Raw genomic sequence first — 24,717 nt, forward strand, 5'->3', positions numbered from 1 at the left:
CCCGGTGGCAAGACAAGCCATAGGGTTTGCGGTATACAGACGGGATGATCACTTGATCCATGGAATTCAGCTTTATGGAGCCACCAATGTCGTTACGTCCGCTCATTTTGCTCAGTGTTTTCAGCCTGCTGGTGGCTTGCGGCAGCGACGCACCCAAGCCCCAGCCGCCAACGCCTGGCCCGGCGCCGCAGCAAGCGCAGAAGAAAGCCCGGGAGGCCGCCGAACTTGGCCCGCTACCCGCGTATCAGCGTGAATTGAGCGGCACCTTGCAAGGTGTGCCGGCCGGCGCCGAAGTCGAGCTGGCGCTGTTGGTGATCGACGATAAAGACCGTCCGCAGCAATTGCTCGCCAGTTCCAGCCTGATCGGCAACAACCAGGTGTTGCCGTTTCACCTGCGCTTCAACCCGGATGCCTTTCCGGTCGGCGCCCGCGTTGAACTGCGAGGCCGCGCCAGCCAGTCCGGGCAGTTGATCCTGCACTTGCCGTCGCAGCTGATTACCCAGCCGACCACCCAGGCCTTGGGCCAACTGCAATTCGTCAAAGCCCCATGAGTGCACCGCTCGACCTGCAAATGGCCTTGGGGGATCTGCTCGGTGACGCGCGATTGGTGGACTGTGATTTACCCGGAACCGATTTGAAACTGTGGCTGATCGACGGCGACAACATGGACCGCGCTTTCAGCCCGGAAGAAACCCGGCGCATTCTGCATGAGCCGCCGTACTGGAGTTTCTGCTGGGCCAGCGGCCTCGCCGTAGCCCGTTATCTGGCCGCAAACCCGCATTGGGTCGAAGGCAAGCGGGTACTGGATTTCGGTGCCGGTTCCGGGGTGGCAGGGATTGCCGCGGCCAAGGCCGGAGCGCTCGAAGTATTGGCCTGCGACCTCGACCCGCTGGCGATTGCCGCGTGCCGGGCCAATGCCGAGCTCAATGACGTGCAGCTCAATTACTCCACGGATTTTTTCGCCGAGGCCGATCGCTTCGATCTGATCCTGGTGGCGGATGTGCTGTACGACCGGGCGAACCTGCCACTGCTCGACCAGTTCCTCAGTCGCGGCCGAGAAGCGCTGGTGGCGGATTCCCGAGTGCGGGACTTTCGCCATCCGTTGTACCGGCGCATAGAGATGCTGGAGGCGATGACCCTGCCGGACCTGGCCGAGCCCCGCGAGTTTCGGCATGTGAGCCTCTACCACGCGCAGCGTTAGCCAAGAGCTTCGCGAGCAGGCTCACTCCTACAGGGATTGGTGTGAACCACAAATCTTGTGGCCGACTTCAATCCCTGTGGGAGCGAGCTTGCTCGCGATGACGGTTTGTCAGGCAACAGAAGACTAGCGGCCAACAGCTTCCGGCCGCCCCCCACCAAGCCGTATAGTTGCCCCATTCACGCTTCCAAGAGATTGCCCATGAGTCAGGAAACGCCGTACATCTTCGACGCCACGACTGCCGATTTCGACCAGTCGGTGATCGAGAACTCTTTCCACAAGCCGGTGCTGGTGGATTTCTGGGCCGAATGGTGCGCGCCCTGCAAAGTGCTGATGCCGATGTTGCAGAGCATTACCGAGAGTTATCAGGGTGAATTGCTGCTGGCCAAGGTCAACTGTGACATCGAGCAAGACATCGTCGCCCGCTTCGGCATCCGCAGCCTGCCGACCGTGGTGCTGTTCAAGGACGGCCAGCCTGTCGACGGCTTTGCCGGTGCGCAGCCGGAATCCGCCATCCGCGCCCTGCTCGAACCCCATGTGCAAATGCCGCCACCGGCCGCCGCCGATCCGTTCGAACAGGCCCAGGCACTATTCGATGACAGCCGCTTTGCCGATGCCGAAGCCCAGCTCAAAGTACTGCTGGGTGAAGACAACACCAACGCCAAGGCACTGATCCTGTACGCCCGCTGCCTGACCGAGCGCGGTGAACTGGGCGAAGCGCAAACCGTGCTGGATGCGGTCAAGAGCGACGAGCACAAGGCTGCGCTGGCCGGCGCCAAGGCACAGATCAAGTTTCTCGGTTTGGCCAAGGACTTGCCGGATGCCGCCGACCTGAAGGCCCGACTGGCGAAAGACCCGCTGGACGATGAGGCGGTCTATCAACTGGCGATCCAGCAACTGGCCCGTCAGCAGTACGACGCCGCGCTGGACGCATTGCTCAAGTTGTTCATCCGCAACCGCAGCTACAGCGAAGGCTTGCCGCACAAGACCTTGCTGCAGGTGTTCGAGTTGCTGGGCAACGATCATCCGTTGGTGAGCACCTACCGCCGCAAGTTGTTCGCCGCGCTGTACTGATCACGACCTTGTAGGAGCGAGCTTGCTCGCTCCTACAACAACCAGCGGTAGAGCGGCGTATCTCCGCCGCTCTCCACCTTCACATCCGGACTGTGGCGCAGGCGCACCAGCAGGCGCTTGCCCGCCGCCGCACTGCCGGTCAACCCTTCCAACTGATCGAGCAAATCCGGTCCGCTGAGCTGCCCGGCCTTGCGCAGCAAATCCCTGGCGATCTGCCACAGCGCATCATCCTGATTCAGAGGTTTGGCCGCTGGCGCGCTGACGGTGGATTTTTCCACCTGCAACTGCGCTCCTAGTCGCGCCCAGTCCGCGTCGTCCATCTCCAGGGTCAAATCCACCGGCCAGTCGCCGATGCTTCCGCGAATTCGCAACATAGGTCTGCTCCCGCACTTTTCTTCCCGGCATGCTCCCATGGGACTTGTGCAACGCCAAGCAGGCAGTCAAACTCTCCGCACATACGTTATAAGATTACATAACATTTTCTTCATTTTACTTTTCGGAGACTCGCCATGCGTCGTCTGCTTCTCGCCCTGCCGTTTGCCATATTGCCGCTGGCTATCGCCCATGCTGCGGACGAACACGATCATGAGCATGGCAGCCTGGGTGCCCACGAACATGGCGTTGGACGCCTGAACGCCGGGCTGGACGGGCAGACCCTGGAGCTGGAGCTGGAAAGCCCGGCCATGAACCTGGTGGGTTTCGAGCACGTCGCCACCAGCGATGCAGACAAGGCCAAAGTCGCCGCCGCCCGCGCCCGGCTTGAACAGCCACTGGCCTTGTTCAACCTGCCAAAAGCCGCCGGTTGCGTGGTGGAAAACCAGGAACTGGAAAGCCCGCTGTTCGGCGACCAGCCCGATGCTGACAATGATCACGATGAAGACGCCAAGGACGAAGACGGCCACGAACATCACCATGATCACAGCGAAATCCACGCTCATTATCAGCTCACCTGCGCCACGCCGGCGGCCCTGAAGACGCTGGACCTGGCGAATATCTTCACCAGTTTCCCGGCCACCCGGACAATTCAGGTACAACTGATCGGCCCGAGCGGGCAGCAGGGGGTTGATGTGACGGCCAAGGCTGCCAGCCTTAAATTCTGAATTCACTGAAGACCCCCTGTAGGAGCGAGCCTGCTCGCGATGGTGTGCCAGTCGACATCAACATGGCTGACACTCCTTCGCGAGCAGGCTCGCTCCTACAGGAGTTCACCACCAACCAGACCGGTTTCACATGACCCAAGCACTCATCGAACTGTCCGACCTGGGCTTCAGCTGGCCCGGTCACCCGCCACTGCTGGACATCCCGGCGTTTCGCCTGGAGCGCGGGGAAACCCTGTTCCTCAAAGGCCCCAGCGGCAGCGGCAAGACCACCCTGCTCGGCCTGCTCGGCGGCGTGCAAAAGCCTGATCGCGGCAGCATCCGCCTGCTCGGCCAGGAACTGACGCAACTCTCGGCCGGCGCCCGTGACCACTTTCGCGTCGATCACACCGGCTACATCTTTCAGCAGTTCAACCTGCTGCCGTTTCTGTCGGTGCGTGAAAACGTCGAACTTCCCTGCCACTTCTCCAGACTGCGCGCCGAACGGGCGAAACAACGTCACGGCAGCGTCGACAAAGCCGCCGCCACGCTGCTCGCCCACCTGGGTTTGAAAGATGAAAACATCCTCGGTCGCCGCGCCGACTCGCTGTCCATCGGCCAGCAGCAACGGGTCGCCGCCGCCCGCGCGCTGATCGGTCAACCGGAATTGGTGATCGCCGACGAGCCGACCTCGGCCCTCGATTACGACGCCCGCGAGAACTTCATTCGCCTGTTGTTCGCCGAATGCCGCGAAGCCGGCTCGAGCCTGTTGTTTGTCAGCCACGACCAGAGCCTGGCGCCGCTGTTCGATCACAACCTGTCGCTGGCCGAACTCAATCGCGCCGCTACCCCGTCCGAGGTCTGAGATGTATCTGTTTCGTCTAGCCATGGCCAGCCTGGTTAATCGCCGCTTCACCGCGATCCTCACCGCGTTCGCCATCGCCTTGTCGGTGTGCCTGTTGCTGGCGGTGGAGCGTGTGCGCACCGAAGCCAAGGCCAGTTTCGCCAGCACCATCAGCGGCACCGACCTGATCGTCGGCGCCCGCTCCGGCTCGGTGAACCTGTTGCTGTACTCGGTGTTCCGCATCGGCAATGCCACCAACAACATTCGTTGGGATAGCTTCGAACACTTCGCCAGCAACCCAAAAGTGAAGTGGGCAATCCCGATGTCCCTCGGTGACTCCCATCGTGGCTACCGAGTGATGGGCACCACGGAAGCCTACTTCGAGCATTACCAGTACGGACGCCAGCAACACCTGGAACTGACCGATGGCCGGGCGTTTGCAACCGACCCGTTCGAAGTGGTGCTCGGTGCCGAAGTGGCCCAGGCACTGCACTACAAACTGGGCGATAAACTGGTGCTGGCCCACGGCGTGGCGGCGATCAGCCTGGTCAAGCACGACGACAAGCCGTTCACCGTGGTCGGCATTCTCAAACGCACCGGCACACCGGTGGACCGCACACTGCACATCAGCCTCGGCGGCATGGAAGCGATTCACATCGACTGGCATAACGGCGTGCCGGCCCGGGGCGAGGGTCGCATCACCGCCGATCAGGCGCGCAACATGGACCTCACGCCGCAAGCGATCACCGCGTTCATGCTCGGTCTCAACAACAAGATTTCGACCTTTGCCCTGCAACGGGAAATCAACGAATTCCGTGGTGAGCCGATGCTGGCGATCCTGCCGGGCGTGGCGTTGCAAGAGCTGTGGAGTCTGATGGGCACTGCGGAAAAAGCCTTGTTCGTGGTCTCGCTGTTTGTGGTGCTGACCGGATTGATCGGCATGCTCACGGCCATTCTCACCAGCCTCAACGAACGCCGCCGGGAAATGGCGATCCTGCGCTCGGTGGGTGCTCGGCCATGGCATATCGCGACGTTGTTGGTGCTCGAAGCCTTTGCCCTGGCGTTGTCGGGCGTGATCGCCGGCGTAGCGTTGCTGTATGTGTGTATCGCGGCGGCCCAGGGTTATGTGCAAGCCAACTACGGCCTGTTCCTGCCGCTGTCCTGGCCGAGCGAGTATGAATGGACGCTGCTCGGTGGCATCCAGATCGCCGCGCTGCTGATGGGCAGCGTGCCGGCCTGGCGCGCCTATCGCCAATCCCTGGCCGATGGCCTGTCGATCCGTTTATGAGGACGTTGAAAATGCCCCGCGCTGTACTTGCGCTATTGATGCTGGTCGCCCTGCCCCTGTGGGCGGCCCAGCCAAAAGACCTGACCTGGTCGGAGATGATCCCGCCCGACGCGCCGAAAGAAGTGCCGAACATGACGCCGCTGCACGATCTGTCGCAGATGAGCAGCATGCTCTCGGCAGAGTCGGCGCCAGCAGCCAAACAGGACATGCCCAACGCACCGGTGGTCAAGGCCCTCGATGGCCAGAACATTCGCCTGCCGGGTTACATCGTGCCGCTGGAAGTGAGCGAGGAAGGACGCACCACGGATTTCCTGCTGGTGCCGTATTTTGGCGCCTGCATCCATGTGCCGCCACCGCCGTCGAACCAGATCGTGCACGTCAAAAGCGAAGTCGGCGTGAAACTCGACGAGTTGTATCAGCCGTACTGGATCGAAGGCGCGTTGCAGGTCAAGGCGTCCAGCAGTGAGCTGGCGGATGCGGGGTATCAGATGGAGGCGGACAAGATTTACTTGTATGAACTGCCGGAGTGAAAACCAGCCAGCCTGAAGTTGCAGGGTTGCCCTGCAACATGGAACCTCCCGCCTGGCTAGTGATTATCTGAAAGGTATTGGGCACACTGACGGTCTGTTTATTTACAACCCAACCTGACTGAGAGGACTGATCATGGTTCTGCGCTCGGAAATCCTGGTGAACAAAAACGTGCTCCCGACTAAAGAACAAGCTCTGCCCGGCCGCGAAACCGCGATGACCCTGCCTGAAAAGCACTTTGTGTTTAAAGACACCCCCTTGCTTGGCCCATTCTTCGAAGATGTCGACTTCGCGATCTTCGGCCTCGGCTGCTTCTGGGGCGCGGAACGTCGCTTCTGGCAGCGTGAAGGCGTGGTCAGCACCGTGGTCGGCTACGCCGGCGGTTTCACGCCGAACCCGACCTACGAAGAAGTCTGCTCGGGCCTGACCGGCCACGCCGAAGTGGTGCTGGTGGTGTATGACAAGGCCAGGGTCAGCTACGAAGAACTGCTGGCGATGTTCTGGGAACTGCACAACCCGACGCAGGGCATGCGCCAGGGCAATGACATCGGCACCCAGTACCGTTCGGTGATCTACGCCACTAGCCAGGAACAACTGGACGCGGCGCTCAAGAGCAAGGAAATCTACCAGGCCGAGCTGACCAAGGCCGGTCTCGGTGAAATCAGCACTGAAATCGACCAGGCCCCAACCGTCTACTTTGCCGAGGCTTATCACCAGCAGTACCTGGCGAAAAATCCGGAAGGCTATTGCGGGATTGGCGGTACCGGCGTGTGCATGCCACCGAGCCTGGCGGGCAACTAACCCTGAACGGTGGCGAGGGAGCTTGCTCCCTCGCCACCGTTTGTTGATTGCTGATCAACTCTCGGCAATCAACCAATCCATCCGCCACCCACCCTGGGTCTGCCCCAGCTTCTGGGACAACCACGGCAGCAACTCACGCAACTCTTCCTCCAGCCCCCACGGCGGATTGGCAATCGCCAGCCCTGAACCGTTCAAACTGTTCGGCGTATCCAGCGGATGCACCAGCAACTCCACCCGCAACAACTTCGGCGCACCGGTACCAGCCAGATCCTGATAGAAACGACGCAGCGCACGCTGATCCTTCACCGGGTACCAGATCGCCGCCACGGTCTGACGCATCCGGCCAATCGCTTCCTTCAACGACGCGGCACAACGCTGCATTTCGTCGAGCTTCTCGAACGGCGGATCGATCAACATCACCGCACGCTTTTCCGGCACCGGCAGCAAGGCCCGGGGCACATGCCAGCCTTCGCCCAGGTGTACCTTGACCCGGCGATCACCGGCCATGTTGTCCTTGAGCAGCACGCCGTCTTCCGGGTGTTTCTCGTTAAGCAACACACGGTCCTGCGGGCGAGTCAGGCGTCGCGCCAACTCCGGCGACCCCGGGTAATAGCGCAACTGGCCATCCGGGTTCATCTCGTGCAGCACCTGCATGTAATCGGCGGTCAGGATCGGCAGATCCGGCTGATCCCACAAACGCGCAATGCCTTCCAGGTACTCACCGGTACGGTTGGCCTGATCGCCTTGAAGGTCATACAGACCGATGCCGGCGTGGGTGTCGAGATAGGCAAACGGCTGCTCCTTGCGCGACATCAGGGCGATGAGGCGGGTCAAGGTCAGGTGTTTGAACACATCGGCGTGATTGCCGGCATGGAAGGCGTGACGATAATTCATGGCTGCTCCTGCGAAGGCCGGGGAGTTTACCTTTTACCGGCCGGCAAGTCAGGACCTGGCGGCCGAGCGGACACTCCGAGCATTCATAGCGGCAACAAACATGCACAATCACTCGACAAATTCAGAAACGCCTCACAACAGGAAGATTCCCGAACCTGCAAACCGGCGTGATAGCGTTCTTTGTCGAAAAAAGCAAAGGACGCACCAATGACCATTCGCTACGCAAAGATTGCAATGACCCTGGCGCTCGCCGCATTCGCCTTCATGACCGTGTTCAACAACATCACCGACTACGGTTCCAACTTCAACTTCGTCCGGCACGTGCTGAGCATGGACACCACCTTCCCTGACAACGCCGCCCGGTATCGCGCAATTGATCTGCCTTGGGTGTGGCATGGGGCCTACTGGCTGATCATCCTTGGCGAAGCCATTACCTGCGGACTTCTTGGCTACGGCGCACTACAGCTCTGGCGTTCACGGTCAGCCGGTGGGCATGAATTCAGACAGGCCAGGAAGTGGGCCGTAGCGGGTTTGACGACTGGGTTTTTCGTGTGGTTTTTCGGCTTCATGGTTGTTGGAGGCGAGTGGTTTCTGATGTGGCAATCCGACATCTGGAATGGCCAGGACGCAGCCTTCAGGTTCTACATGGCAATACTGGGCGTGCTGATCTTTCTGAATCAGCCCGATGCCGATCTTGACTGATCCCCAATAAAAGACGGCCCGCATCCATCGGATGCGGGCCGTCTTCTTCAATCAGGAAGCTAAAAGCCTCGCTGAAAGCCTCATCTGTTCAGCATGAAGCCCGGGATCTCTTGATCTTGTGGCGACGCCTACGCCGCAGCGGTAGGCCGCCCCCGCAACCGCCGCCCAACCACATCCAGCACATCACAGCCATCGCGCAACGTAATAGCGCAGAGCAAGGCGAAATCGCTGAGGATGAACGACTCACACTCGATCGAACCGCGCATCGACAGGTTCTCAAGCACTTGGGTAACTGCGCGGATTCTGTAGTTGGCGGCGTCGGTGAGGATGTCGAGTGGCGCGTGGGTGTCGACGAATAGGGTGGGCATGTCGGAGCAGTTGCTGGTCAATGCCATGAAGCGGTTGTCGGGATGGGGGGTTGGTTTTTCGTAGGGTGGATCGGGATGTATTGATTTCATTTTTAACGCTCTAAGGAAGAAATGGACCTGCCATTAGCCTTCCTACGGGCCAGGGTGGCAGCTATGCACGGGGTAGGAATATCGAGACCCTTAGAGCAAAACTCGACCACGCCGAAGCGTGCCCGCGCATAGCCACCGCAACTGATCTTACGGCCGCATGCAAACGGCCGCAAACCAAGCAGTGACGCCAAAGTAGCTCTAACGGTCTTGAGAGGTTCCTACACCCCACCACTGAATTGTCAGTGACCGCCAAAGACTAACGACGGAACTCACATCGCACCAGTTCATGAAAACCGCTAGGGTTTGAAGGAAACGTCCTAGGACCTCACCCGAAAAAGCTGTAACAGCTACAATTTATCAAATTAATTTGAGGCTGAATGGCGCAAAGGGAGAACCTTATCGACCGACTTACGATGCGCTTGTCAATTGCCAACTGTTAGCTGCCTGGTTATTTCCGAAAAAAAGAATATAGAAATCAAGTACAAAATCCAACCAGCGTGAAAGCTGTACCTTATTACCTTTTTATAAGTATGATCGCTAGAATGCCGATGACAATTGGAAATAATTAACGACAAAAAGCTTATTGAAAACACCGGCATCAGCACTCCAAGCCCTGAAAACTCTACCAGAAATGGTTGACCGCGAGCGCCTCCAGGCAATAGGAGATATTGATAATATATTGCATAAATTGAAAGCGTTATAAAAATCAACGAAGCCCCACCAAGTAGAACTTTCAACCGGAGTGGTGCTTCCTTCAAAATATTAAAGTTTCCCATCTCGTACTTTTTTAATCGACATGAAAGACAGCACTCACCTTCTATTAGCGACAAGCCGTCTCTATCCAGCACTCCACATTTCTTGCATTTCTTGCATTTCTTTACTCTAGACTTCATTTATGCACGATCCACCTGTTCAAGCCGGGCAAGTCATTGAAGGACAGCGTTAATCCGTAAGTCGTCCTCCAAGCCCAAGTAGCGGGTAGGGGGATGGAGTGAAAAATGGGCACACCAACCAAGTTTGGGGCCCATTATCTTGAGTTACTTGAGTATCCCTGACTTTCCTATTGCGACAAGCAATACCATTGCAACCACAAGCCAAATAAAACCCCATTGCAACATTACAAGTTGTCGTTTAAGTGGGATGGGGAAGCTGTCTATGTCCTCGGCATTGGCTAGACCTCGTTTAAGGAAGAACCCTGGAAATGCAAGAATGCTAGAAATGCTTCCTACCAACTTTAACCTTCCATAGAGGCTTGTACGTCTATATATTCCGAAAGTCAGTAGAGACGAACTATTTTTGAAGTGCGACAACATCAAGTCACCTTTCGCATAGCTCAGATACAAGGCTATTCCAATGCAGATGAATTGGCAGATAATTACCACGCCACCCAAACCGCCAATGATTAGTTTAGCTGTAGTCACTTCACCGCCTCGTAAATTTGCTCTCCAACCATTTCGCCGAGTGCGCCACCAAATTCTCCTCCTGCATAAGAACTAATTCCAACGACCAAAATGCTACATGCCAATGGCGCAACTCCGGCAGTAGGTACAGTTAATGCCACACAGAGTCCACCCACTAAGGGAGCAGTCAAACCGCCAGTCAATGCGCCGCCCCCAATCCCGCCAGCAAAGCTCCCTGCCTCAGTGAATTTAACTCGCTTGCAGGCCTCGGCATTGCCCGCCGTGCACACATCCTGAACCTTCATGGCCGAGGCCCCTCCACCAATGGCCGTGCCAACCCAGCCCCCGTACTGGAGGTACTTGGAGGCTTTGGCCACCCCCTCAAGATGAGTCGCATACCCCGGTATCTGCCCCACGCCACCGGCTTCGGTCCAGCGGTGAACCAGACTGGGAGGCGAGAGGAACAGCGCCCGATTCAAGTTGGGGTGGTCCGGGAAACCGATGCCTTTGCGCGTCAGGCTGGTCAGGTGGCTATCGAGTTGTGCCAGCAGCTTTTGCCGTTCTGCCACGAATGTCGGCGAGCTCAGGTGGCCATCGCGCAGAAATGACTGTTGATGCAACGCTTCGATTTTTTTCAGGGTGTCGCTGACGTTATCCAGATTGTTTTTGAAAATACTCGCGCCGACACCTATTGCGCCCGAGCCATAGGTCAGAAAGGTCTGGATGACATCACGGTGCTGCACCATGAAATCCGCCTCTTCCGGGCTGAGCGTTGCAAGTACCTGGTTGGTCTTGGCTGCCACGTCCATGAGCAGGGCTTCTTCACGGGTGCATTGGTAGTTATTGGGGTCGCTCAGCACGATCATCGAGCCGGCTTTAATGTCGCCCGGGTCGGGATTGAGCAACTTGAATTTGCCCATCACCGCCGGGTCGCGCAGGGTGAACAGCGAGGCCTCGAGTTGTTCGCGGGTGGTGCTCTTCGGGACGATGAAAAAGCCTGGCTCTACCGCCTCCGTGCCGTTGTCACGCACCGGCATGGGAGGGGTTGGCGCAGGCGCGAAGCTGGTTGATCGCGACGTTACTGGAGCGCTGGTAGCGGCGGGCGCAACCTGCGCAGTGGCGGTTCGCGTGGCGTGAGGTGCAGCACTGCGCTCGGACTGGTAGCCCGCCGTGTCCTGCGATGGGATCAGCCCGGCTTTGCAAGGACAACTACTGAAACTATCCAGCGATCCCGCTACCATCCTGCCATTGCTTGTGAAGTAGGAAACACCGCCAGCGATCACGTAAATTTTATTGTCTTTGCCGCAGGAAACCGGGTCACCGTCGCGCGCATGGGCGAAGCCAAACATCATGATATGAGTATCGCACTCCAGAACTTTGCCACCGCAAGTGGTCTCGTCACCTTCGCGAATGAAGTACCCCTTGGCCATTGCTGTTCTCCCTTTCTACGGCGCCTCAGTTATGAGAGCGCACCACTGACTCGCGATGAGCTGGCTAACGCAAAGTACGTGGACAGAGAGGAAACTCAAGATGGCCGAGAAAATCAGGAAATGTCTTACGACCAGCACTGAAAAGGACCACGGATATTGGAGGGCCAATGCCTGTTTTCGGAGCTGGCTTGCAAAAAAAACGGCCCGCACCATATAGCTGCGAGCCGTTCTTTTATCAGGGACGGGAAGAGTTCAACCCATCACTTATCACTTGTTCAAACGATAATCACTCTCTGCAGCCGCAAAACGCTGGAACATGCCAGCAGTCGGCGTGCCCATTTTGCTGACGAAGTAGATCGCCAGGCTGGCGAAGATGAAGCCTGGGATGATTTCGTACAGGCCCAGCAGCTCGTAGTGTTTCCAGACGATCACGGTGATCGCGCCGACCAGGATACCGGCCAGTGCGCCGTTGCGGGTCATGTCTTTCCAGATCACGGAGATCAGTACGACCGGACCGAATGCGGCACCGAAACCGGCCCAGGCGTAGCTCACCAGACCCAGTACACGGTTTTCCGGGTTGGCCGCCAGCGCGATAGCAATCAGGGCAACCAACAGCACCATGGCACGGCCGACCCAGACCAGTTCAACCTGGGAAGCGGATTTACGCAGGAAGGTTTTGTAGAAGTCTTCGGTCAGGGCGCTCGAGCACACCAGCAACTGGCAGCTCAGGGTGCTCATCACCGCAGCCAGAATGGCCGACAACAGGATACCGGCGATCCATGGGTTGAAGAGGATCTTGGCCAGTTCGATGAACACACGCTCGTGGTTTTCACTCACTGGCATGGCCACGGCCGGGTTGGCCGAGAAGTAGGCGATACCGAAGAAGCCGACTGCCACGGTGCCGCCCAGGCACAGGATCATCCAGGTCATGGAAATGCGACGGGCCTTGGCGATCGATTTAACCGAATCGGCAGCCATGAAACGCGCCAGGATGTGCGGCTGGCCGAAGTAGCCCAGACCCCAGCCCATCAGCGAGATGATGCCGATGAAAGTGGTGCCCTTGAGCATGTCGAAGTTGCCTGGATCTTGCGCTTCGATGGCCAGGAAGGTGGTGTCGACGCCGCCAGTGGCCAGCAGCACGATAACCGGTGTCAGGATCAACGCGAAGATCATCAGGGTGGCTTGTACGGTATCGGTCCAGCTCACGGCCAGGAATCCGCCGACAAAGGTGTAGGCAATCGTCGCCGCAGCACCGGCCCACAGCGCCGTCTCGTAGGACATGCCGAAGGTGCTTTCGAACAGACGGGCGCCAGCCACGATGCCGGAAGCGCAGTAGATGGTGAAGAACACCAGGATCACGACCGCGGAGATGATCCGCAGCAGGCCGCTCTTGTCTTCGAAGCGACTGGAGAAGTAGTCCGGCAGGGTCAGTGCATCGCCGTTGTGCTCGGTCTGCACACGCAGACGGCCGGCGACGAACAGCCAGTTCAGGTAGGCGCCGACGATCAGGCCAATGGCGATCCAGCTTTCGGAAAGACCGGACATGTAGATCGCGCCGGGCAAGCCCATCAACAACCAGCCACTCATGTCGGAGGCGCCGGCGGACAGTGCGGTCACGACGCTGCCCAGGCTACGGCCGCCCAGGATGTAATCGGAAAGGTTGTTGGTGGAGCGATAGGCCATCAAGCCGATCAGCACCATTGCTGCGATGTAGATCACGAACGTGATCAAGGTTGGATTGCTTACGCTCATTAAGTTACGCCCTGGCTTTGTTTTTATGTAGCGGCGGCTGGTGAACCGCTCGCAAACGCATAGGTTTGACAGACGATCCGGATTCCCGCGCATTTATGACTGATGTTTCCCCAGGAAAGCCATCAGCCGGAGCACCCGGCTTTTGTCCGGGTTGCACCTTGGGCGCGAATGCTATTCAACAAAGCAAATAAGGTGCAACCAGTTTCTTGGGAATAAGTTGCACCTAGTCGGAAATAAACGTTAAAAAACGTTTTTTGCTCCTTTTCGGAGCAAAAACGAGTGTTAACTCGCTGGAAAAGCACCAGGCAAATGCAGCACAGCCGTACGAGAATTTATTTCCTGACGAGCTGCGTAATATTCCGACAAAAAAAGGGTTGCACCCGGTTGCACCTCAACAGCTGCACGGCTAATCTTGCCGCCAGCTGATGCCACGCAGTCGTGGCAAACATGAGGATAAAAACATGGCTACCACCACCCTTGGGGTCAAACTTGACGACCCGACCCGCGAACGCCTCAAGGCCGCCGCGACCTCGATTGATCGCACGCCGCACTGGCTGATCAAGCAGGCAATCTTCAATTACCTGGAAAAACTCGAGGGTGGTGCAACCCTGACCGAGCTGAGCGGTTTGACCAAGGATTCCGACGACAGCGTCGACGCGCCTCTGGATCACGCCCACCAGTGCTTCCTTGAATTCGCCGAAAGCATCCTGCCGCAATCGGTACTGCGCGCCTCGATCACCGCCGCCTACCGTCGCCCTGAGCCGGAAGTGGTGCCGATGCTGATCGAGCAGGCGCGTCTGCCGGCACCGATGGCCGAAGCCACCAACAAACTCGCTGCCTCGATTGCGGAAAAACTGCGCAACCAGAAGAGCGCCGGCGGCCGTGCCGGCATCGTCCAGGGCCTGCTACAGGAGTTCTCCCTGTCGTCCCAGGAAGGCGTGGCGCTGATGTGCCTGGCCGAAGCGCTGCTGCGCATCCCGGACAAAGGCACCCGCGACGCCCTGATCCGCGACAAGATCAGCACCGGCAACTGGCAGCCGCACCTGGGCAACAGCCCGTCGTTGTTCGTCAACGCCGCCACCTGGGGCTTGCTGCTGACCGGCAAGCTGGTGTCCACGCACAACGAAGCCGGCCTGACATCGTCCCTGAGCCGCATCATCGGCAAGAGCGGCGAGCCGATGATCCGCAAGGGCGTCGACATGGCCATGCGCCTGATGGGCGAGCAGTTCGTGACCGGCGAAACCATCGCCGAAGCCCTGGCCAACGCGAGCAAGTTCGAAGCCAAGGGCTTCCGTTATTCCTACGACATGCTGGGTGAAGCCGCACTCACCGAGCACGACGCGCAGAAGTACCTGGCCTCGTACGAACAAGCCATCCACTCGATCGGCAAAGCCTCCCACGGTCGCGGGATTTATGAAGGCCCGGGCATTTCGATCAAGCTGTCGGCCCTGCACCCACGCTACAGCCGCGCCCAGTACGAGCGCGTGATGGACGAGCTGTACCCGCGCCTGCTGTCGCTGACCCTGCTGGCCAAGCACTACGACATCGGCCTGAACATCGATGCCGAAGAAGCCGACCGCCTCGAGCTGTCGCTGGATCTGCTCGAACGCCTGTGCTTCGAGCCGCAACTGACTGGCTGGAACGGCATCGGTTTCGTGATCCAGGCTTATCAGAAGCGTTGCCCGTACGTGATCGACTACGTGATCGACCTGGCTCGTCGCAGCCGTCATCGCCTGATGATCCGCCTGGTGAAAGGGGCGTACTGGGACAGCGAAATCAAGCGCGCCCAGGTCGAAGGCCTGGAAGGCTACCCGGTGTACACCCGCAAGGTGTACACCGACGTGTCCTACATCGCTTGCGCCCGCAAACTGCTGTCGGTGCCGGAAGTCATCTACCCGCAGTTCGCCACGCACAACGCCCACACCCTGTCGGCCATTTATCACATCGCTGGTCAGAACTATTACCCGGGCCAGTACGAGTTCCAGTGCCTGCACGGCATGGGTGAACCGCTGTACGAACAAGTTGTAGGCAAAGTTTCCGAAGGCAAGCTGAACCGTCCGTGCCGCGTGTACGCACCGGTCGGAACCCACGAAACACTGCTGGCCTACCTTGTGCGTCGCCTGCTGGAAAACGGCGCGAACACCTCGTTCGTCAACCGTATCGCCGACCAGTCGATCTCCATCCAGGAACTGGTGGCCGATCCGGTAGCCAGCATCGAGCAGATGGCGACCGTGGAAGGTGGTTTCGGCCTGCCGCACCCGCGCATTCCGCTGCCGCGTGACCTGTATGGCTCCGAACGCGCCAACTCCAGCGGCATCGACATGGCCAACGAACATCGTCTGGCGTCGCTGTCTTGCGCCCTGCTGGCTACCGCGCACAACCACTGGAAAGCGGCGCCGATGCTCGGTTGCGCTTCCAGCAACGAAGCTCCAACCCCTGTGCTGAACCCGTCCGATCTGCGTGACGTGGTCGGCCATGTACAGGAAGCGACCGTCGAAGACGTCGACAACGCCATCCAGTGCGCCCTGAACGCTGCACCGATCTGGCAGGCCACGCCGCCCGCCGAACGCGCTGCGATCCTGGAACGCGCCGCCGATCTGATGGAAGCCGAGATCCAGCCGCTGATGGGCCTGCTGGCCCGCGAAGCTGGCAAGACCTTCGCCAACGCCATCGCCGAAGTGCGTGAAGCCGTGGACTTCCTGCGTTATTACGCAGTGCAGGCACGCAACGATTTCACCAATGACGCTCACCGTCCGTTGGGTCCAGTGGTGTGCATCAGCCCGTGGAACTTCCCGCTGGCGATCTTCAGTGGTCAAGTGGCTGCCGCACTGGCTGCCGGTAACCCGGTATTGGCCAAGCCTGCGGAACAGACTCCGCTGGTCGCCGCTCAAGCCGTGCGCCTGCTGCTCGAAGCAGGGATTCCGCAAGGCGTGCTGCAATTGCTGCCGGGTCGCGGTGAAACCGTCGGTGCCGGCCTGGTCGGCGACGAACGCGTCAAAGGCGTGATGTTCACCGGCTCCACCGAAGTCGCGCGCTTGCTGCAACGCAACATCGCCGGCCGCCTGGACAGTCAGGGCCGTCCGATCCCGCTGATCGCCGAAACCGGTGGCCAGAACGCAATGATCGTCGACTCCTCGGCACTGACCGAACAGGTTGTGATCGACGTGGTTTCGTCGGCCTTCGACAGCGCCGGCCAGCGCTGCTCGGCCCTGCGCGTCCTGTGCTTGCAGGAAGACTCCGCCGACCGCGTCATCGAAATGCTCAAAGGTGCCATGGCCGAAAGCCGTCTCGGCAACCCTGAGCGCCTGTCCGTGGACATCGGCCCGGTGATCGACGCCGAAGCCAAGGCGGGTATCGAGAAGCACATCCAGGCCATGCGCGACAAAGGTCGCAGCGTGTACCAGGTGGCCATCGCCGATGCCGAAGAAGTCAAACGCGGCACCTTCGTGATGCCGACGCTGATCGAACTGGAAAGCTTCGACGAGTTGCAGCGGGAGATCTTCGGCCCGGTGCTGCACGTGGTTCGCTACAAGCGCAAAGACATCGATCAACTGATCGGCCAGATCAACGCTTCGGGTTACGGCCTGACGCTGGGCGTTCACACCCGCATCGACGAGACCATCGCCAAGGTGATCGACAACGTCAACGCCGGTAACGTCTACGTCAACCGCAACATCGTTGGTGCAGTAGTAGGCGTGCAGCCGTTCGGCGGCGAAGGCCTGTCGGGCACCGGCCCGAAAGCCGGCGGCCCGCTGTACCTGTACCGTCTGTTGTCGACCCGCCCTGCGGATGCGATCGAACAATCCTTCGCTCGTGGCGATGCTGCCGCAGCACCGGACGTTCGTCTGCGCGACGCCATGAGCAAACCGCTGACCGCCCTGAAAGCCTGGGCCGACAGCCACAAGTTCGCCGACCTGAGCACCCTGTGCGTGCAGTTCGCCGCACAATCGCAAAGCGGCATCACCCGCGTTCTGGCTGGCCCGACCGGCGAGCGCAACAGCTACGCGATCCTGCCACGTGAGCACGTGTTGTGCCTGGCGGAAGTCGAAGGCGACTTGCTGACTCAACTGGCGGCAGTACTGGCTGTCGGTGGTTCGGCGGTCTGGCCGGAAGCTGAACTGACCAAGGCATTGTTCGCACGTCTGCCGAAGGATATTCAGGCGCGCATCAAGCTGGTTTCCGACTGGAACAAGGACGAAGTGGTGATTGATGCGGTTGTGCATCACGGCCATTCCGACCAGTTGCGTGCGGTGTGCCAGCAGGTTGCCAAGCGTGCCGGCGCCATCGTCGGTGTGCAGGGTCTGTCGCAAGGCGAAACCAATATTGCGCTGGAGCGTTTGGTGATCGAGCGGGCATTGAGTGTTAACACTGCGGCGGCGGGTGGTAATGCCAGTTTGATGACCATCGGCTAAACCCGATACGCCAGGCAGCTGCAATGGCTGCCTGGCAATCAAATCCCTGTAGGAGTGAGCCTGCTCGCGATAGCGGTCTGTCGGTCACATCTGTTTCGGATGTGCCGCCGTCATCGCGAGCAGGCTCACTCCTACATTTGTTTTGTGGTGCCTGCTAAGTCGCTGCTCTGCCCCACCATCACGCTCATCAATCATCCTGTTCAGCCTCTATTCCCACGCCTAGACTCGGCCCATTCCAACAATAGGTAGGCCGCCATGTCCGAGACGTTGCTCAGTTCCCGTAATCTGGCTTTCGAGCTGTATGAAGTCCTTGATGCCGAGGGCCTGACCCAGCGTGAGCGTTTCGCCGAACACAATCGCGAAACCTTCGATGCGGCCATTGGCACCGCCCGCAGCATCGCCGAGAAGTTCTTCGCCCCGCACAACCGCAAGGGCGACGAGAACGAGCCGCGCTATGACAACGGTCAGGCAATTCTGATTCCGGAAGTGAAACCGGCGGTGGACGCCTTTCTCGAAGCCGGTTTCCTCAACGCCGCGCGCAGTTTCGACGCCGGCGGCATGCAGCTTCCTACGCTGCTGTCCCAGGCCTGCTTCGCGCACTTTCAATCGGCCAATGCTGCTTCGACGTCGTACCCGTTCCTGACCATGGGCGCGGCCAACCTGATCGAAAGCTTCGGCACCGAGGAGCAAAAGCGCCGCTTCCTGCAACCGATGATCGACGGCCGTTTCTTCGGCACCATGGCCCTGACCGAACCCCACGCGGGCTCGTCGCTGTCGGATATTCGTACCCGCGCAGAGCCGGCGCCCGACGGCACTTATCGCCTCAAGGGCAACAAAATCTTCATCTCCGGTGGCGATCACCCGCTGTCGGAAAACATCGTGCACATGGTGCTGGCCAAGCTGCCGGACGCGCCGGCCGGGGTGAAAGGCATTTCGCTGTTCATCGTGCCCAAGTTCCTGGTCAACGACGATGGCAGTCTCGGTCAGCGTAACGATGTGCTGCTGGCCGGGCTGTTCCACAAGATGGGCTGGCGTGGCACCACGTCCACCGCACTGAACTTCGGCGATAACGGTGAGTGTGTCGGCTATCTGGTGGGCAAGCCGCACCAGGGCTTGAGCTACATGTTCCAGATGATGAACGAGGCGCGGATCGGCGTCGGCATGGGTGCGGTGATGCTCGGTTACGCCGGCTACCTGTACTCGCTGGAATATGCCCGCGAGCGTCCGCAGGGCCGCGTGCCGGACAGCAAGGACCCGAACACTGCGCCGGTGGCGATCATCCAGCACGCCGACGTCAAACGCATGTTGCTGACACAAAAGGCTTACGTCGAAGGCTCATTCGATCTCGGCCTGTACGCGGCGCGACTGTTCGACGACACCACCACGCTTGCGACCGAAGCTGAACGAAAACAGGCCCATGAATTGCTGGATTTGCTGACACCAATCGTCAAATCCTGGCCGTCGGAGTTCTGCCTTAAGGCCAACGAACTGGCGATCCAGATCCTCGGCGGCCACGGCTACACCCGCGAATACCCGGTGGAACAGTACTACCGCGACAACCGCCTGAACCCGATCCACGAAGGCACCCACGGCATTCAGTCGCTGGACTTGCTGGGCCGCAAACTGGCGCAGAACGGCGGTGCGGGACTCAAGCAACTGATCCGCCTGATCGCTGACACCGCCGAACGCGCGCAGACGTTTGAGTCGCTGACGCCACTGCGCGAACCGCTGGAGAAACTGGTGGCGCGTCTGCAAACCGTGACCATCGGCCTGCTGACTGATCTGGCACAAGGCAATGTCAACAGCAGCCTGGCGAATTCGGCGCTGTACCTGAAGGTGTTCGGGCACACGGTGATTGGTTGGCGCTGGCTGGAGCAGGCGGTCCGTGCCGAGGAAGGCCTGACCAAAGGTAATGCGGCGGATGTGAGCTTCTATAAAGGCAAGCTGCAGGCGGCGCGGTATTTCCTGACGTGGGAAGTGCCGGGTTGCCACCATGAGCTGGCGATTCTTGAGGCGCGGGATGATGTGTGCCTGGGGATGCAGGATGAGTGGTTCTGACCCCGGATCTATGGTGTAGCTGAAGTCCAATCGCGAGCAGGCTCGCTCCTACAGGTATCTCTGTTGTTCACAAATCCTGTGTTCAACACACAACCCCTGTGGGAGCGAGCTTGCTCGCGATGGCGCCAGCACTATCAACACATCACTTCAGCTTGAACCCACCCATCTGCCGCGCCAGATCATCCGCCAACCGCTGCAACGTCTGACAATCATCCCGGCAAGCCCTGACCTCCCCCGCCGTGGCCCGGGCCAGATCGGAAATCCCCTGCACGTTACGGTTGATCTCTTCGGTCACCGCCGACTGCTCTTCGGTCGCGGTCGCCACCTGATGGTTCATATCGCTGATGCGCTCAACCTGCCCGGTGATCGCGGTCAACGAAGTGCCGGTACGCTGGCTCGACTCGACCCCCGTACCCGTCGCCGCCTGCCCGGAATGCATCGACGACACCGCGTTTTCCGCGCCTTGCTTGAGGCTGCCGATCATCTGCTGGATTTCATCGGTGGACGATTGCGTACGTCGCGCCAGGGTGCGCACTTCATCGGCGACCACGGCAAACCCGCGCCCCATGTCCCCGGCCCGCGCCGCTTCGATAGCGGCGTTGAGCGCCAGCAGGTTGGTTTGCTCGGAAATCCCGCGAATCACCGCCAGCACCTGATCGATGGACGCCACTTGATGGGCCAGTTCACCCACCGCCGTGGCCGCGACGCCGATTTCCCGGGACATGCTTTCAATGTGGCGGATCGAACCACCCACCACTTCCCGCGCCTGCATCGCCTCATCCCGAGCTGTTTGCGACGCGACCGCTGCATTGCCTGCGTTCTGGGCGATTTCCTGTACCGTCAGGCCCATTTCGTGAACAGCGGTGGCGACCATGTCGGTCATTTCCTGTTGGCGGCCAGAGCGTTCGGCGGTGTTGTCCACCACTCGAGCCACCTGCCCGACCGCAGTGCGCAATCGTTCACTGGTGGTCAGTACTTCGCCGATCATGTCGCGCTGGCTGTCGAGGAACCGATTGAACCCGCGCGCCAGATCACCCAGCTCATCGGCGCGGCTGGAATCTAACCGGCGGGTCAAATCGCCACCACCGCTACCAATGGCAACCAGCGCGGCTGTTACCTGACGAATCGGCCGTACCAGCCCACGGGCCAGCAACACCACCAGCAACAGGCACACAATCGCCACCGCCAAGCCGATGCCGCTGCTCATCCACATGGCACGGCGGGCTTCGGCGTAGATCTGTGATTGCGGCACTTCCGCCACCAGGGTCCAGCCGAGATCGCGCAATGGCAGGCTTAACGCAAGAAAGTCCTCGCCTTCCCGCTGGAAGCTGCTGCTGGTGGTGGCAGTTTTTTGACCCATCACTGCCTGTGCCGCCGTAGCACCAATCTGTTCGGTCAGGCTGCGCTTGCCACTCAATTGCGCCTCGGGATGGACCTGGATCAAACCGTCGGAACGCACGAGATAGACCTTGCCGCGCTCCCCGAAGCTGAAGTTGTGGATCAGCTCCGACAGCTCTTTCATGCTCAGGCCAAGCCCGGCAACGCCCACGACTTTACCGGCCTGCTCGACTTTGAAGTCGATGAAAAGCGCCAATTCTCCGGTTGCCGTGTCATTGTCGATATTGAGGGTGCGCGGCTGGTTACTGTCGAGAAATGAGTAGAACCAGGCGTCTTTCGGATTGGATCGGCTGAGGGTCCGGTCCAGGCCTTTTTCGGTGAAGTAATGGTTGGACGCGGTGCCGACAATAATCGCGGTAAAAGCCTTGTGCTCGGCGCGGATGCCTTCGAGATAGGTAGTAAAGGTGTTGGCCTGGGCACCGTCTTCACCCCCTGCCAGCCAGTCGCGCACCATGCTGTTGCTGGCGATGTCCTTGGCGGCGGTGAGGGGTTGGACGAGGATGCGCTCGATGTCGTTGCGCATCGCTTCGATGCTCGATGGCAAGGCTTGCTCGACCAGATAGCTCTGGGCGAGACGATTGACCACCAGGGTATAAATGCCCACCACGATCAGAATACTGACCAGCAAGGAGCTGCCCATACTCAGGATCAACTGCCATTGAATACTGCGTCGCCAGAACTGCATGGAGCACCCCCAAAGAATAAGAGGCTGAAACACTGCAACAGCCGTGCCGATTGTATACAATCCAACCGACAATTTATTCTTTGGTTGTGCGCAAAGCCGATCAGGCCTGATTGATCGTCTTTGAGATCACTTCAACCGTGGCGCTGACTTGCTCTTGGTAACGGTCGAGTTCGAGCTTGTGCTGTTTCTGCATTTCGATCTGCTGGGAGCACAGATTCATCGCCGCCAGCACCAGCAGTCGGTCACCGATCAGCGTCGGGTACTTCCTTTTGGTGTCGGCCAGGGCTGCCTTCAACATCATCGCGGCGTCCAGCAGGGTCTGCTCTTCCCCGGCCGGTGCCTTGATCGAATAGTCCTCCCCCAGGATCGAGACGACTTTTACCCCTGCGGCGTTGTAACTCATGCGCTGACAGGACCTGCGCTGACGCGCTCAACCAAGGCCTGAATGCGAGCCGCCGTGGCGCCTTGCTTCTCTTCGTGTTCCATCAGGCTCAGTTGCAGGCTTTCGTTTTCATCTTTGGCCTGGGCCAGTTCCGCGGTCAGGTTCTGGTTCTGTTGCACCAGGTCGCTGACCAGTTGTTCCAATTGGCTTAGGGATGCTTCCAACATTTTGATTTTCCGGGCTTTTTCAATGGGCGCGTACGATAAAGAAAAGTCACCCTGGATGCCAGGGTTATACAGGCGCAAAGCCTTGATTTTGCTGACGGGCAACCTTCCTCGCGAGTTTTAAAGACTGTGATTGGCCAATCTGGTTCCTGCACTTCGTCGCCACAAGGTGCAACCGGCTAAAACAGGCCGGGCTCAAGACTTCAGCCAGGCGACCGATAAGTCATTCATACAGCAGCCTCAGCCGCGCACGGATGCGCTCTTTTCGGTGATCGCCATGTCCCTTCGTAATATGAATATCGCCCCTCGGGCGTTCCTCAGCTTTGCCCTGATCGGCGGCTTGATGATGGTTCTGGGGGTGTTTGCCTTGAATCAGATGAGCAAGATCCGCGGCGCCGCCGAGAACATCACCAACAACAGTGTGCCGAGCATCAAGAGCCTGGACGAGTTCACCCAACTCACTTTGCGCCTGCGCGTGTTGTCGTACCGCTTGCTGGTGAATCGCGAGCCGGACGTGCAGCAGAAAACCGTGGAATTGCTGGAGACGCGCAACCAGCAGATTCGCAGCGCCCAGGCGACCTACGAAAAACTGATCTCCAGCCCGCAGGAACGTGCGGCCTACGATCAATACATACAGTTGCTGGGTCAGTACCGCCAGATCGAAGACCGGATGAAAAGCCTGTCGCGCAACAATCAGGTCGACGAACTGCGCAGCTTGCTCAACACCGATTTGCTCAACAACTCCGAAGCGGTCAACGCCGTGTTGAACCGCCTGCTGGAGATCAACACCCAGCAGAGCCACGACACCAACCAGCAGGCAGCCGATCAGTATGATTCGGCGTTCAACCTGGTGATCACCCTGTTGGTGATCGCCACTGCCCTGACGTTGCTGTTCGCCTGGTTGCTGACCAACAGCATCACCCAACCGCTCGCCAACGCCCTGAGCGCCGCCGAACAAATTGCCGAAGGCAACCTGACCCGCCCGATCAACGTCGACGGCAAAGACGAAGCCGGCCGCTTGCTGCTGGCCATGGCGAAGATGCAGGACAAGCTGCGTGACACGCTGCAGCGCATTTCCGGCTCGGCCACGCAGCTGGCGTCCGCTGCCGAAGAACTCAACAGCGTTACTGACGAAAGCGCCCGTGGCCTGACCCAACAGAACAACGAAATCGAACAGGCCGCCACGGCAGTCAATGAAATGACCAGCGCCGTGGAAGAAGTCGCGCGCAATGCGGTCAGCACGTCCGAGGCGTCGAAGAACGCCACCACGTCTGCCGGCGACGGCCGTGACTTGGTACAGGAAACCGTGAGCGCCATCGAACGCATGAGCGCCGACGTGCAGAGCACCGCGACCCTGATCGGCGACCTGGCCAACGAGTCCCGCGACATCGGCAAGGTGCTGGACGTGATCCGTGGCCTGGCCGACCAGACCAACCTGCTGGCTTTGAACGCCGCCATCGAGGCCGCACGCGCCGGTGAGGCCGGTCGTGGTTTCGCCGTGGTGGCCGATGAGGTGCGCGCCCTGGCCCACCGCACCCAGCAGTCGACCAGCGAAATCGAACGCATGATCGGCAGCATCCAGAGCGGTACCGAGCACGCGGTGGATTCGATGCGCAACAGCACCGAACGCGCCGAATCGACCCTGAACATCGCCCGTGGTGCCGGGATGTCGCTGGACACCATCAATAGCGCCATCGTCGAAATCAACGAGCGCAACCTGGTGATCGCCAGCGCCGCCGAAGAACAGGCGCAGGTGGCCCGTGAAGTGGATCGCAACCTGGTGAACATTCGCGATCTGTCGGTGCAGTCGGCCACCGGGGCGAATCAGACGAGTGCGGCGAGCAATGAGCTATCGCGTTTGGCGGTGGACCTGAACACGATGGTTGGGCGGTTTAGCCTCTAATCATCCGGTAACGCGCCCCCTGTGGGAGCGAGCTTGCTCGCGACGAGGCCGGCACATTCAACATTGATGGCGACTGATACACCGCTATCGTCGGAACGCCGCCCGGAGCAAGCTCGCTCCCACAGGGGTTCTGCGATGACTCAAAAGCTTTTTGACAGCATCACATTTCAACAGGTTAGAATCGCTGGCACGCAGACTGCATGGTCAGTT

General features: G+C 59.5%; 20 protein-coding genes and 2 pseudogenes. 13 read left to right on the top strand and 9 right to left on the bottom strand.

What is annotated here, in order from left to right; translation table 11 throughout:
* The first annotated feature begins 86 nt into the window (after window positions 1-86).
* The 3 genes from AC1DRN_RS01895 (at window position 87) to trxA (ending at window position 2,272) form a co-directional block, all read left to right on the top strand.
* On the top strand, window positions 87-551 hold the full coding sequence (locus tag AC1DRN_RS01895) for a YbaY family lipoprotein (protein WP_108216297.1): 465 nt from the start codon (window positions 87-89) through the stop codon (window positions 549-551).
* The gene (locus AC1DRN_RS01900) at window positions 548-1,201 is read left to right on the top strand and encodes a class I SAM-dependent methyltransferase (protein WP_223457674.1); all 654 of its coding nucleotides are present in this window, start codon (window positions 548-550) and stop codon (window positions 1,199-1,201) included. Before AC1DRN_RS01895 ends, AC1DRN_RS01900 begins: the two co-directional genes overlap by 4 nt.
* A 198-nt stretch (window positions 1,202-1,399) precedes the next feature.
* Window positions 1,400-2,272, top strand: coding sequence for a thioredoxin (gene trxA / locus AC1DRN_RS01905; protein WP_223457676.1), 873 nt, complete (start codon window positions 1,400-1,402; stop codon window positions 2,270-2,272).
* A gap of 32 nt (window positions 2,273-2,304) precedes the next feature.
* Here the strand turns inward: trxA and AC1DRN_RS01910 are convergent, their stop codons facing one another.
* Window positions 2,305-2,646: a hypothetical protein gene (locus AC1DRN_RS01910; protein ID WP_223457677.1), complete on the bottom strand. Its 342-nt coding sequence runs from the start codon at window positions 2,644-2,646 to the stop codon at window positions 2,305-2,307.
* A gap of 135 nt (window positions 2,647-2,781) precedes the next feature.
* On the opposite strand from AC1DRN_RS01910, the gene AC1DRN_RS01915 reads away from it, so the two are divergent.
* The 5 genes from AC1DRN_RS01915 to msrA all read left to right on the top strand — a co-directional run bounded on the left by AC1DRN_RS01915 (window position 2,782) and on the right by msrA (window position 6,809).
* Window positions 2,782-3,372, top strand: coding sequence for a DUF2796 domain-containing protein (locus tag AC1DRN_RS01915; RefSeq protein ID WP_223457678.1), 591 nt, complete (start codon window positions 2,782-2,784; stop codon window positions 3,370-3,372).
* A gap of 130 nt (window positions 3,373-3,502) precedes the next feature.
* Window positions 3,503-4,213: an ABC transporter ATP-binding protein gene (locus tag AC1DRN_RS01920; protein ID WP_223457679.1), complete on the top strand. Its 711-nt coding sequence runs from the start codon at window positions 3,503-3,505 to the stop codon at window positions 4,211-4,213.
* A gap of 1 nt (window position 4,214) precedes the next feature.
* Window positions 4,215-5,480, top strand: a complete 1,266-nt coding sequence (locus tag AC1DRN_RS01925) for an ABC transporter permease (RefSeq protein WP_223457680.1) — start codon at window positions 4,215-4,217, stop codon at window positions 5,478-5,480.
* Window positions 5,481-5,491: 11 nt separating this feature from the next.
* On the top strand, window positions 5,492-6,010 hold the full coding sequence (locus AC1DRN_RS01930; RefSeq protein WP_223457681.1) for a DUF3299 domain-containing protein: 519 nt from the start codon (window positions 5,492-5,494) through the stop codon (window positions 6,008-6,010).
* A 133-nt stretch (window positions 6,011-6,143) separates the two neighbouring features.
* The gene (gene msrA, locus AC1DRN_RS01935) at window positions 6,144-6,809 is read left to right on the top strand and encodes a peptide-methionine (S)-S-oxide reductase MsrA (RefSeq protein ID WP_223457682.1); all 666 of its coding nucleotides are present in this window, start codon (window positions 6,144-6,146) and stop codon (window positions 6,807-6,809) included.
* 54 nt (window positions 6,810-6,863) lie between these two features.
* Here msrA and AC1DRN_RS01940 read toward each other — a convergent pair whose 3' ends face one another.
* Window positions 6,864-7,703, bottom strand: coding sequence for a 23S rRNA (adenine(2030)-N(6))-methyltransferase RlmJ (locus AC1DRN_RS01940; RefSeq protein ID WP_223457684.1), 840 nt, complete (start codon window positions 7,701-7,703; stop codon window positions 6,864-6,866).
* 207 nt (window positions 7,704-7,910) lie between these two features.
* Here AC1DRN_RS01940 and AC1DRN_RS01945 point away from each other — a divergent pair, with 207 nt between their 5' ends.
* The gene (locus AC1DRN_RS01945; RefSeq protein ID WP_095943224.1) at window positions 7,911-8,405 is read left to right on the top strand and encodes a DUF2165 family protein; all 495 of its coding nucleotides are present in this window, start codon (window positions 7,911-7,913) and stop codon (window positions 8,403-8,405) included.
* A 128-nt stretch (window positions 8,406-8,533) separates the two neighbouring features.
* Here AC1DRN_RS01945 and AC1DRN_RS01950 read toward each other — a convergent pair whose 3' ends face one another.
* The 3 genes from AC1DRN_RS01950 to putP form a co-directional block, all read right to left on the bottom strand.
* Window positions 8,534-8,863, bottom strand: coding sequence for a hypothetical protein (locus tag AC1DRN_RS01950; protein ID WP_223457686.1), 330 nt, complete (start codon window positions 8,861-8,863; stop codon window positions 8,534-8,536).
* 1,417 nt (window positions 8,864-10,280) lie between these two features.
* The gene (locus tag AC1DRN_RS01955) at window positions 10,281-11,693 is read right to left on the bottom strand and encodes a PAAR domain-containing protein (protein WP_223457689.1); all 1,413 of its coding nucleotides are present in this window, start codon (window positions 11,691-11,693) and stop codon (window positions 10,281-10,283) included.
* 267 nt (window positions 11,694-11,960) lie between these two features.
* Window positions 11,961-13,445, bottom strand: a complete 1,485-nt coding sequence (gene putP, locus AC1DRN_RS01960; RefSeq protein ID WP_223457691.1) for a sodium/proline symporter PutP — start codon at window positions 13,443-13,445, stop codon at window positions 11,961-11,963.
* Between the two features lie 461 nt (window positions 13,446-13,906).
* Between putP and putA the strand changes: the two genes are divergently transcribed.
* The gene (putA, locus tag AC1DRN_RS01965) at window positions 13,907-17,857 is read left to right on the top strand and encodes a trifunctional transcriptional regulator/proline dehydrogenase/L-glutamate gamma-semialdehyde dehydrogenase (protein WP_223457693.1); all 3,951 of its coding nucleotides are present in this window, start codon (window positions 13,907-13,909) and stop codon (window positions 17,855-17,857) included.
* Between the two features lie 255 nt (window positions 17,858-18,112).
* Window positions 18,113-19,915, top strand: coding sequence for an acyl-CoA dehydrogenase (locus tag AC1DRN_RS01970; protein WP_223457695.1), 1,803 nt, complete (start codon window positions 18,113-18,115; stop codon window positions 19,913-19,915).
* Between the two features lie 142 nt (window positions 19,916-20,057).
* On the opposite strand, the gene AC1DRN_RS01975 is transcribed toward AC1DRN_RS01970, so the two are convergent.
* The 4 genes and pseudogenes from AC1DRN_RS01975 to AC1DRN_RS01990 all read right to left on the bottom strand — a co-directional run bounded on the left by AC1DRN_RS01975 (window position 20,058) and on the right by AC1DRN_RS01990 (window position 22,607).
* Entirely contained in the window at window positions 20,058-20,903 is an 846-nt protein-coding gene (locus AC1DRN_RS01975) for a methyl-accepting chemotaxis protein (protein ID WP_411740690.1), read from the bottom strand.
* A gap of 18 nt (window positions 20,904-20,921) precedes the next feature.
* Window positions 20,922-21,998: pseudogene (locus AC1DRN_RS01980) on the bottom strand (HAMP domain-containing protein); the annotation flags it as partial.
* A gap of 100 nt (window positions 21,999-22,098) precedes the next feature.
* Window positions 22,099-22,401 (bottom strand): cell division protein ZapA, encoded by a 303-nt coding sequence (locus AC1DRN_RS01985; protein ID WP_102698611.1) that lies wholly within the window; start codon window positions 22,399-22,401, stop codon window positions 22,099-22,101.
* The gene (locus AC1DRN_RS01990) at window positions 22,398-22,607 is read right to left on the bottom strand and encodes a hypothetical protein (protein WP_095943263.1); all 210 of its coding nucleotides are present in this window, start codon (window positions 22,605-22,607) and stop codon (window positions 22,398-22,400) included. Before AC1DRN_RS01990 ends, AC1DRN_RS01985 begins: the two co-directional genes overlap by 4 nt.
* A 289-nt stretch (window positions 22,608-22,896) precedes the next feature.
* On the opposite strand from AC1DRN_RS01990, the pseudogene AC1DRN_RS01995 reads away from it, so the two are divergent.
* A pseudogene (locus AC1DRN_RS01995) lies at window positions 22,897-23,652 on the top strand (MCP four helix bundle domain-containing protein); the annotation flags it as partial.
* Entirely contained in the window at window positions 23,644-24,507 is an 864-nt protein-coding gene (locus tag AC1DRN_RS02000) for a methyl-accepting chemotaxis protein (protein ID WP_371850925.1), read from the top strand. The pseudogene AC1DRN_RS01995 and the gene AC1DRN_RS02000, both read left to right, overlap by 9 nt.
* Window positions 24,508-24,717 lie beyond the last annotated feature (210 nt).

The sequence above is a fragment of the Pseudomonas sp. P5_B3 genome, from assembly GCF_056400405.1.

Coding starts and splice junctions, on each gene's coding strand:
- AC1DRN_RS01955 (WP_223457689.1), bottom strand. CDS start 11,693: ATGGCCAAGGGGTACTTCATTCGCGAAGGTGACGAGACCACTTGCGGT.
- AC1DRN_RS01930 (WP_223457681.1), top strand. CDS start 5,492: ATGCCCCGCGCTGTACTTGCGCTATTGATGCTGGTCGCCCTGCCCCTG.
- AC1DRN_RS01985 (WP_102698611.1), bottom strand. CDS start 22,401: ATGAGTTACAACGCCGCAGGGGTAAAAGTCGTCTCGATCCTGGGGGAG.
- AC1DRN_RS01900 (WP_223457674.1), top strand. CDS start 548: ATGAGTGCACCGCTCGACCTGCAAATGGCCTTGGGGGATCTGCTCGGT.
- putP (WP_223457691.1), bottom strand. CDS start 13,445: ATGAGCGTAAGCAATCCAACCTTGATCACGTTCGTGATCTACATCGCA.
- AC1DRN_RS01975 (WP_411740690.1), bottom strand. CDS start 20,903: ATGATCGGCGAAGTACTGACCACCAGTGAACGATTGCGCACTGCGGTC.
- AC1DRN_RS01945 (WP_095943224.1), top strand. CDS start 7,911: ATGACCATTCGCTACGCAAAGATTGCAATGACCCTGGCGCTCGCCGCA.
- msrA (WP_223457682.1), top strand. CDS start 6,144: ATGGTTCTGCGCTCGGAAATCCTGGTGAACAAAAACGTGCTCCCGACT.
- putA (WP_223457693.1), top strand. CDS start 13,907: ATGGCTACCACCACCCTTGGGGTCAAACTTGACGACCCGACCCGCGAA.
- AC1DRN_RS01990 (WP_095943263.1), bottom strand. CDS start 22,607: ATGTTGGAAGCATCCCTAAGCCAATTGGAACAACTGGTCAGCGACCTG.
- AC1DRN_RS01915 (WP_223457678.1), top strand. CDS start 2,782: ATGCGTCGTCTGCTTCTCGCCCTGCCGTTTGCCATATTGCCGCTGGCT.
- AC1DRN_RS01925 (WP_223457680.1), top strand. CDS start 4,215: ATGTATCTGTTTCGTCTAGCCATGGCCAGCCTGGTTAATCGCCGCTTC.
- AC1DRN_RS02000 (WP_371850925.1), top strand. CDS start 23,644: ATGCAGGACAAGCTGCGTGACACGCTGCAGCGCATTTCCGGCTCGGCC.
- AC1DRN_RS01950 (WP_223457686.1), bottom strand. CDS start 8,863: ATGAAATCAATACATCCCGATCCACCCTACGAAAAACCAACCCCCCAT.
- AC1DRN_RS01920 (WP_223457679.1), top strand. CDS start 3,503: ATGACCCAAGCACTCATCGAACTGTCCGACCTGGGCTTCAGCTGGCCC.
- AC1DRN_RS01910 (WP_223457677.1), bottom strand. CDS start 2,646: ATGTTGCGAATTCGCGGAAGCATCGGCGACTGGCCGGTGGATTTGACC.
- trxA (WP_223457676.1), top strand. CDS start 1,400: ATGAGTCAGGAAACGCCGTACATCTTCGACGCCACGACTGCCGATTTC.
- AC1DRN_RS01970 (WP_223457695.1), top strand. CDS start 18,113: ATGTCCGAGACGTTGCTCAGTTCCCGTAATCTGGCTTTCGAGCTGTAT.
- AC1DRN_RS01895 (WP_108216297.1), top strand. CDS start 87: ATGTCGTTACGTCCGCTCATTTTGCTCAGTGTTTTCAGCCTGCTGGTG.
- AC1DRN_RS01940 (WP_223457684.1), bottom strand. CDS start 7,703: ATGAATTATCGTCACGCCTTCCATGCCGGCAATCACGCCGATGTGTTC.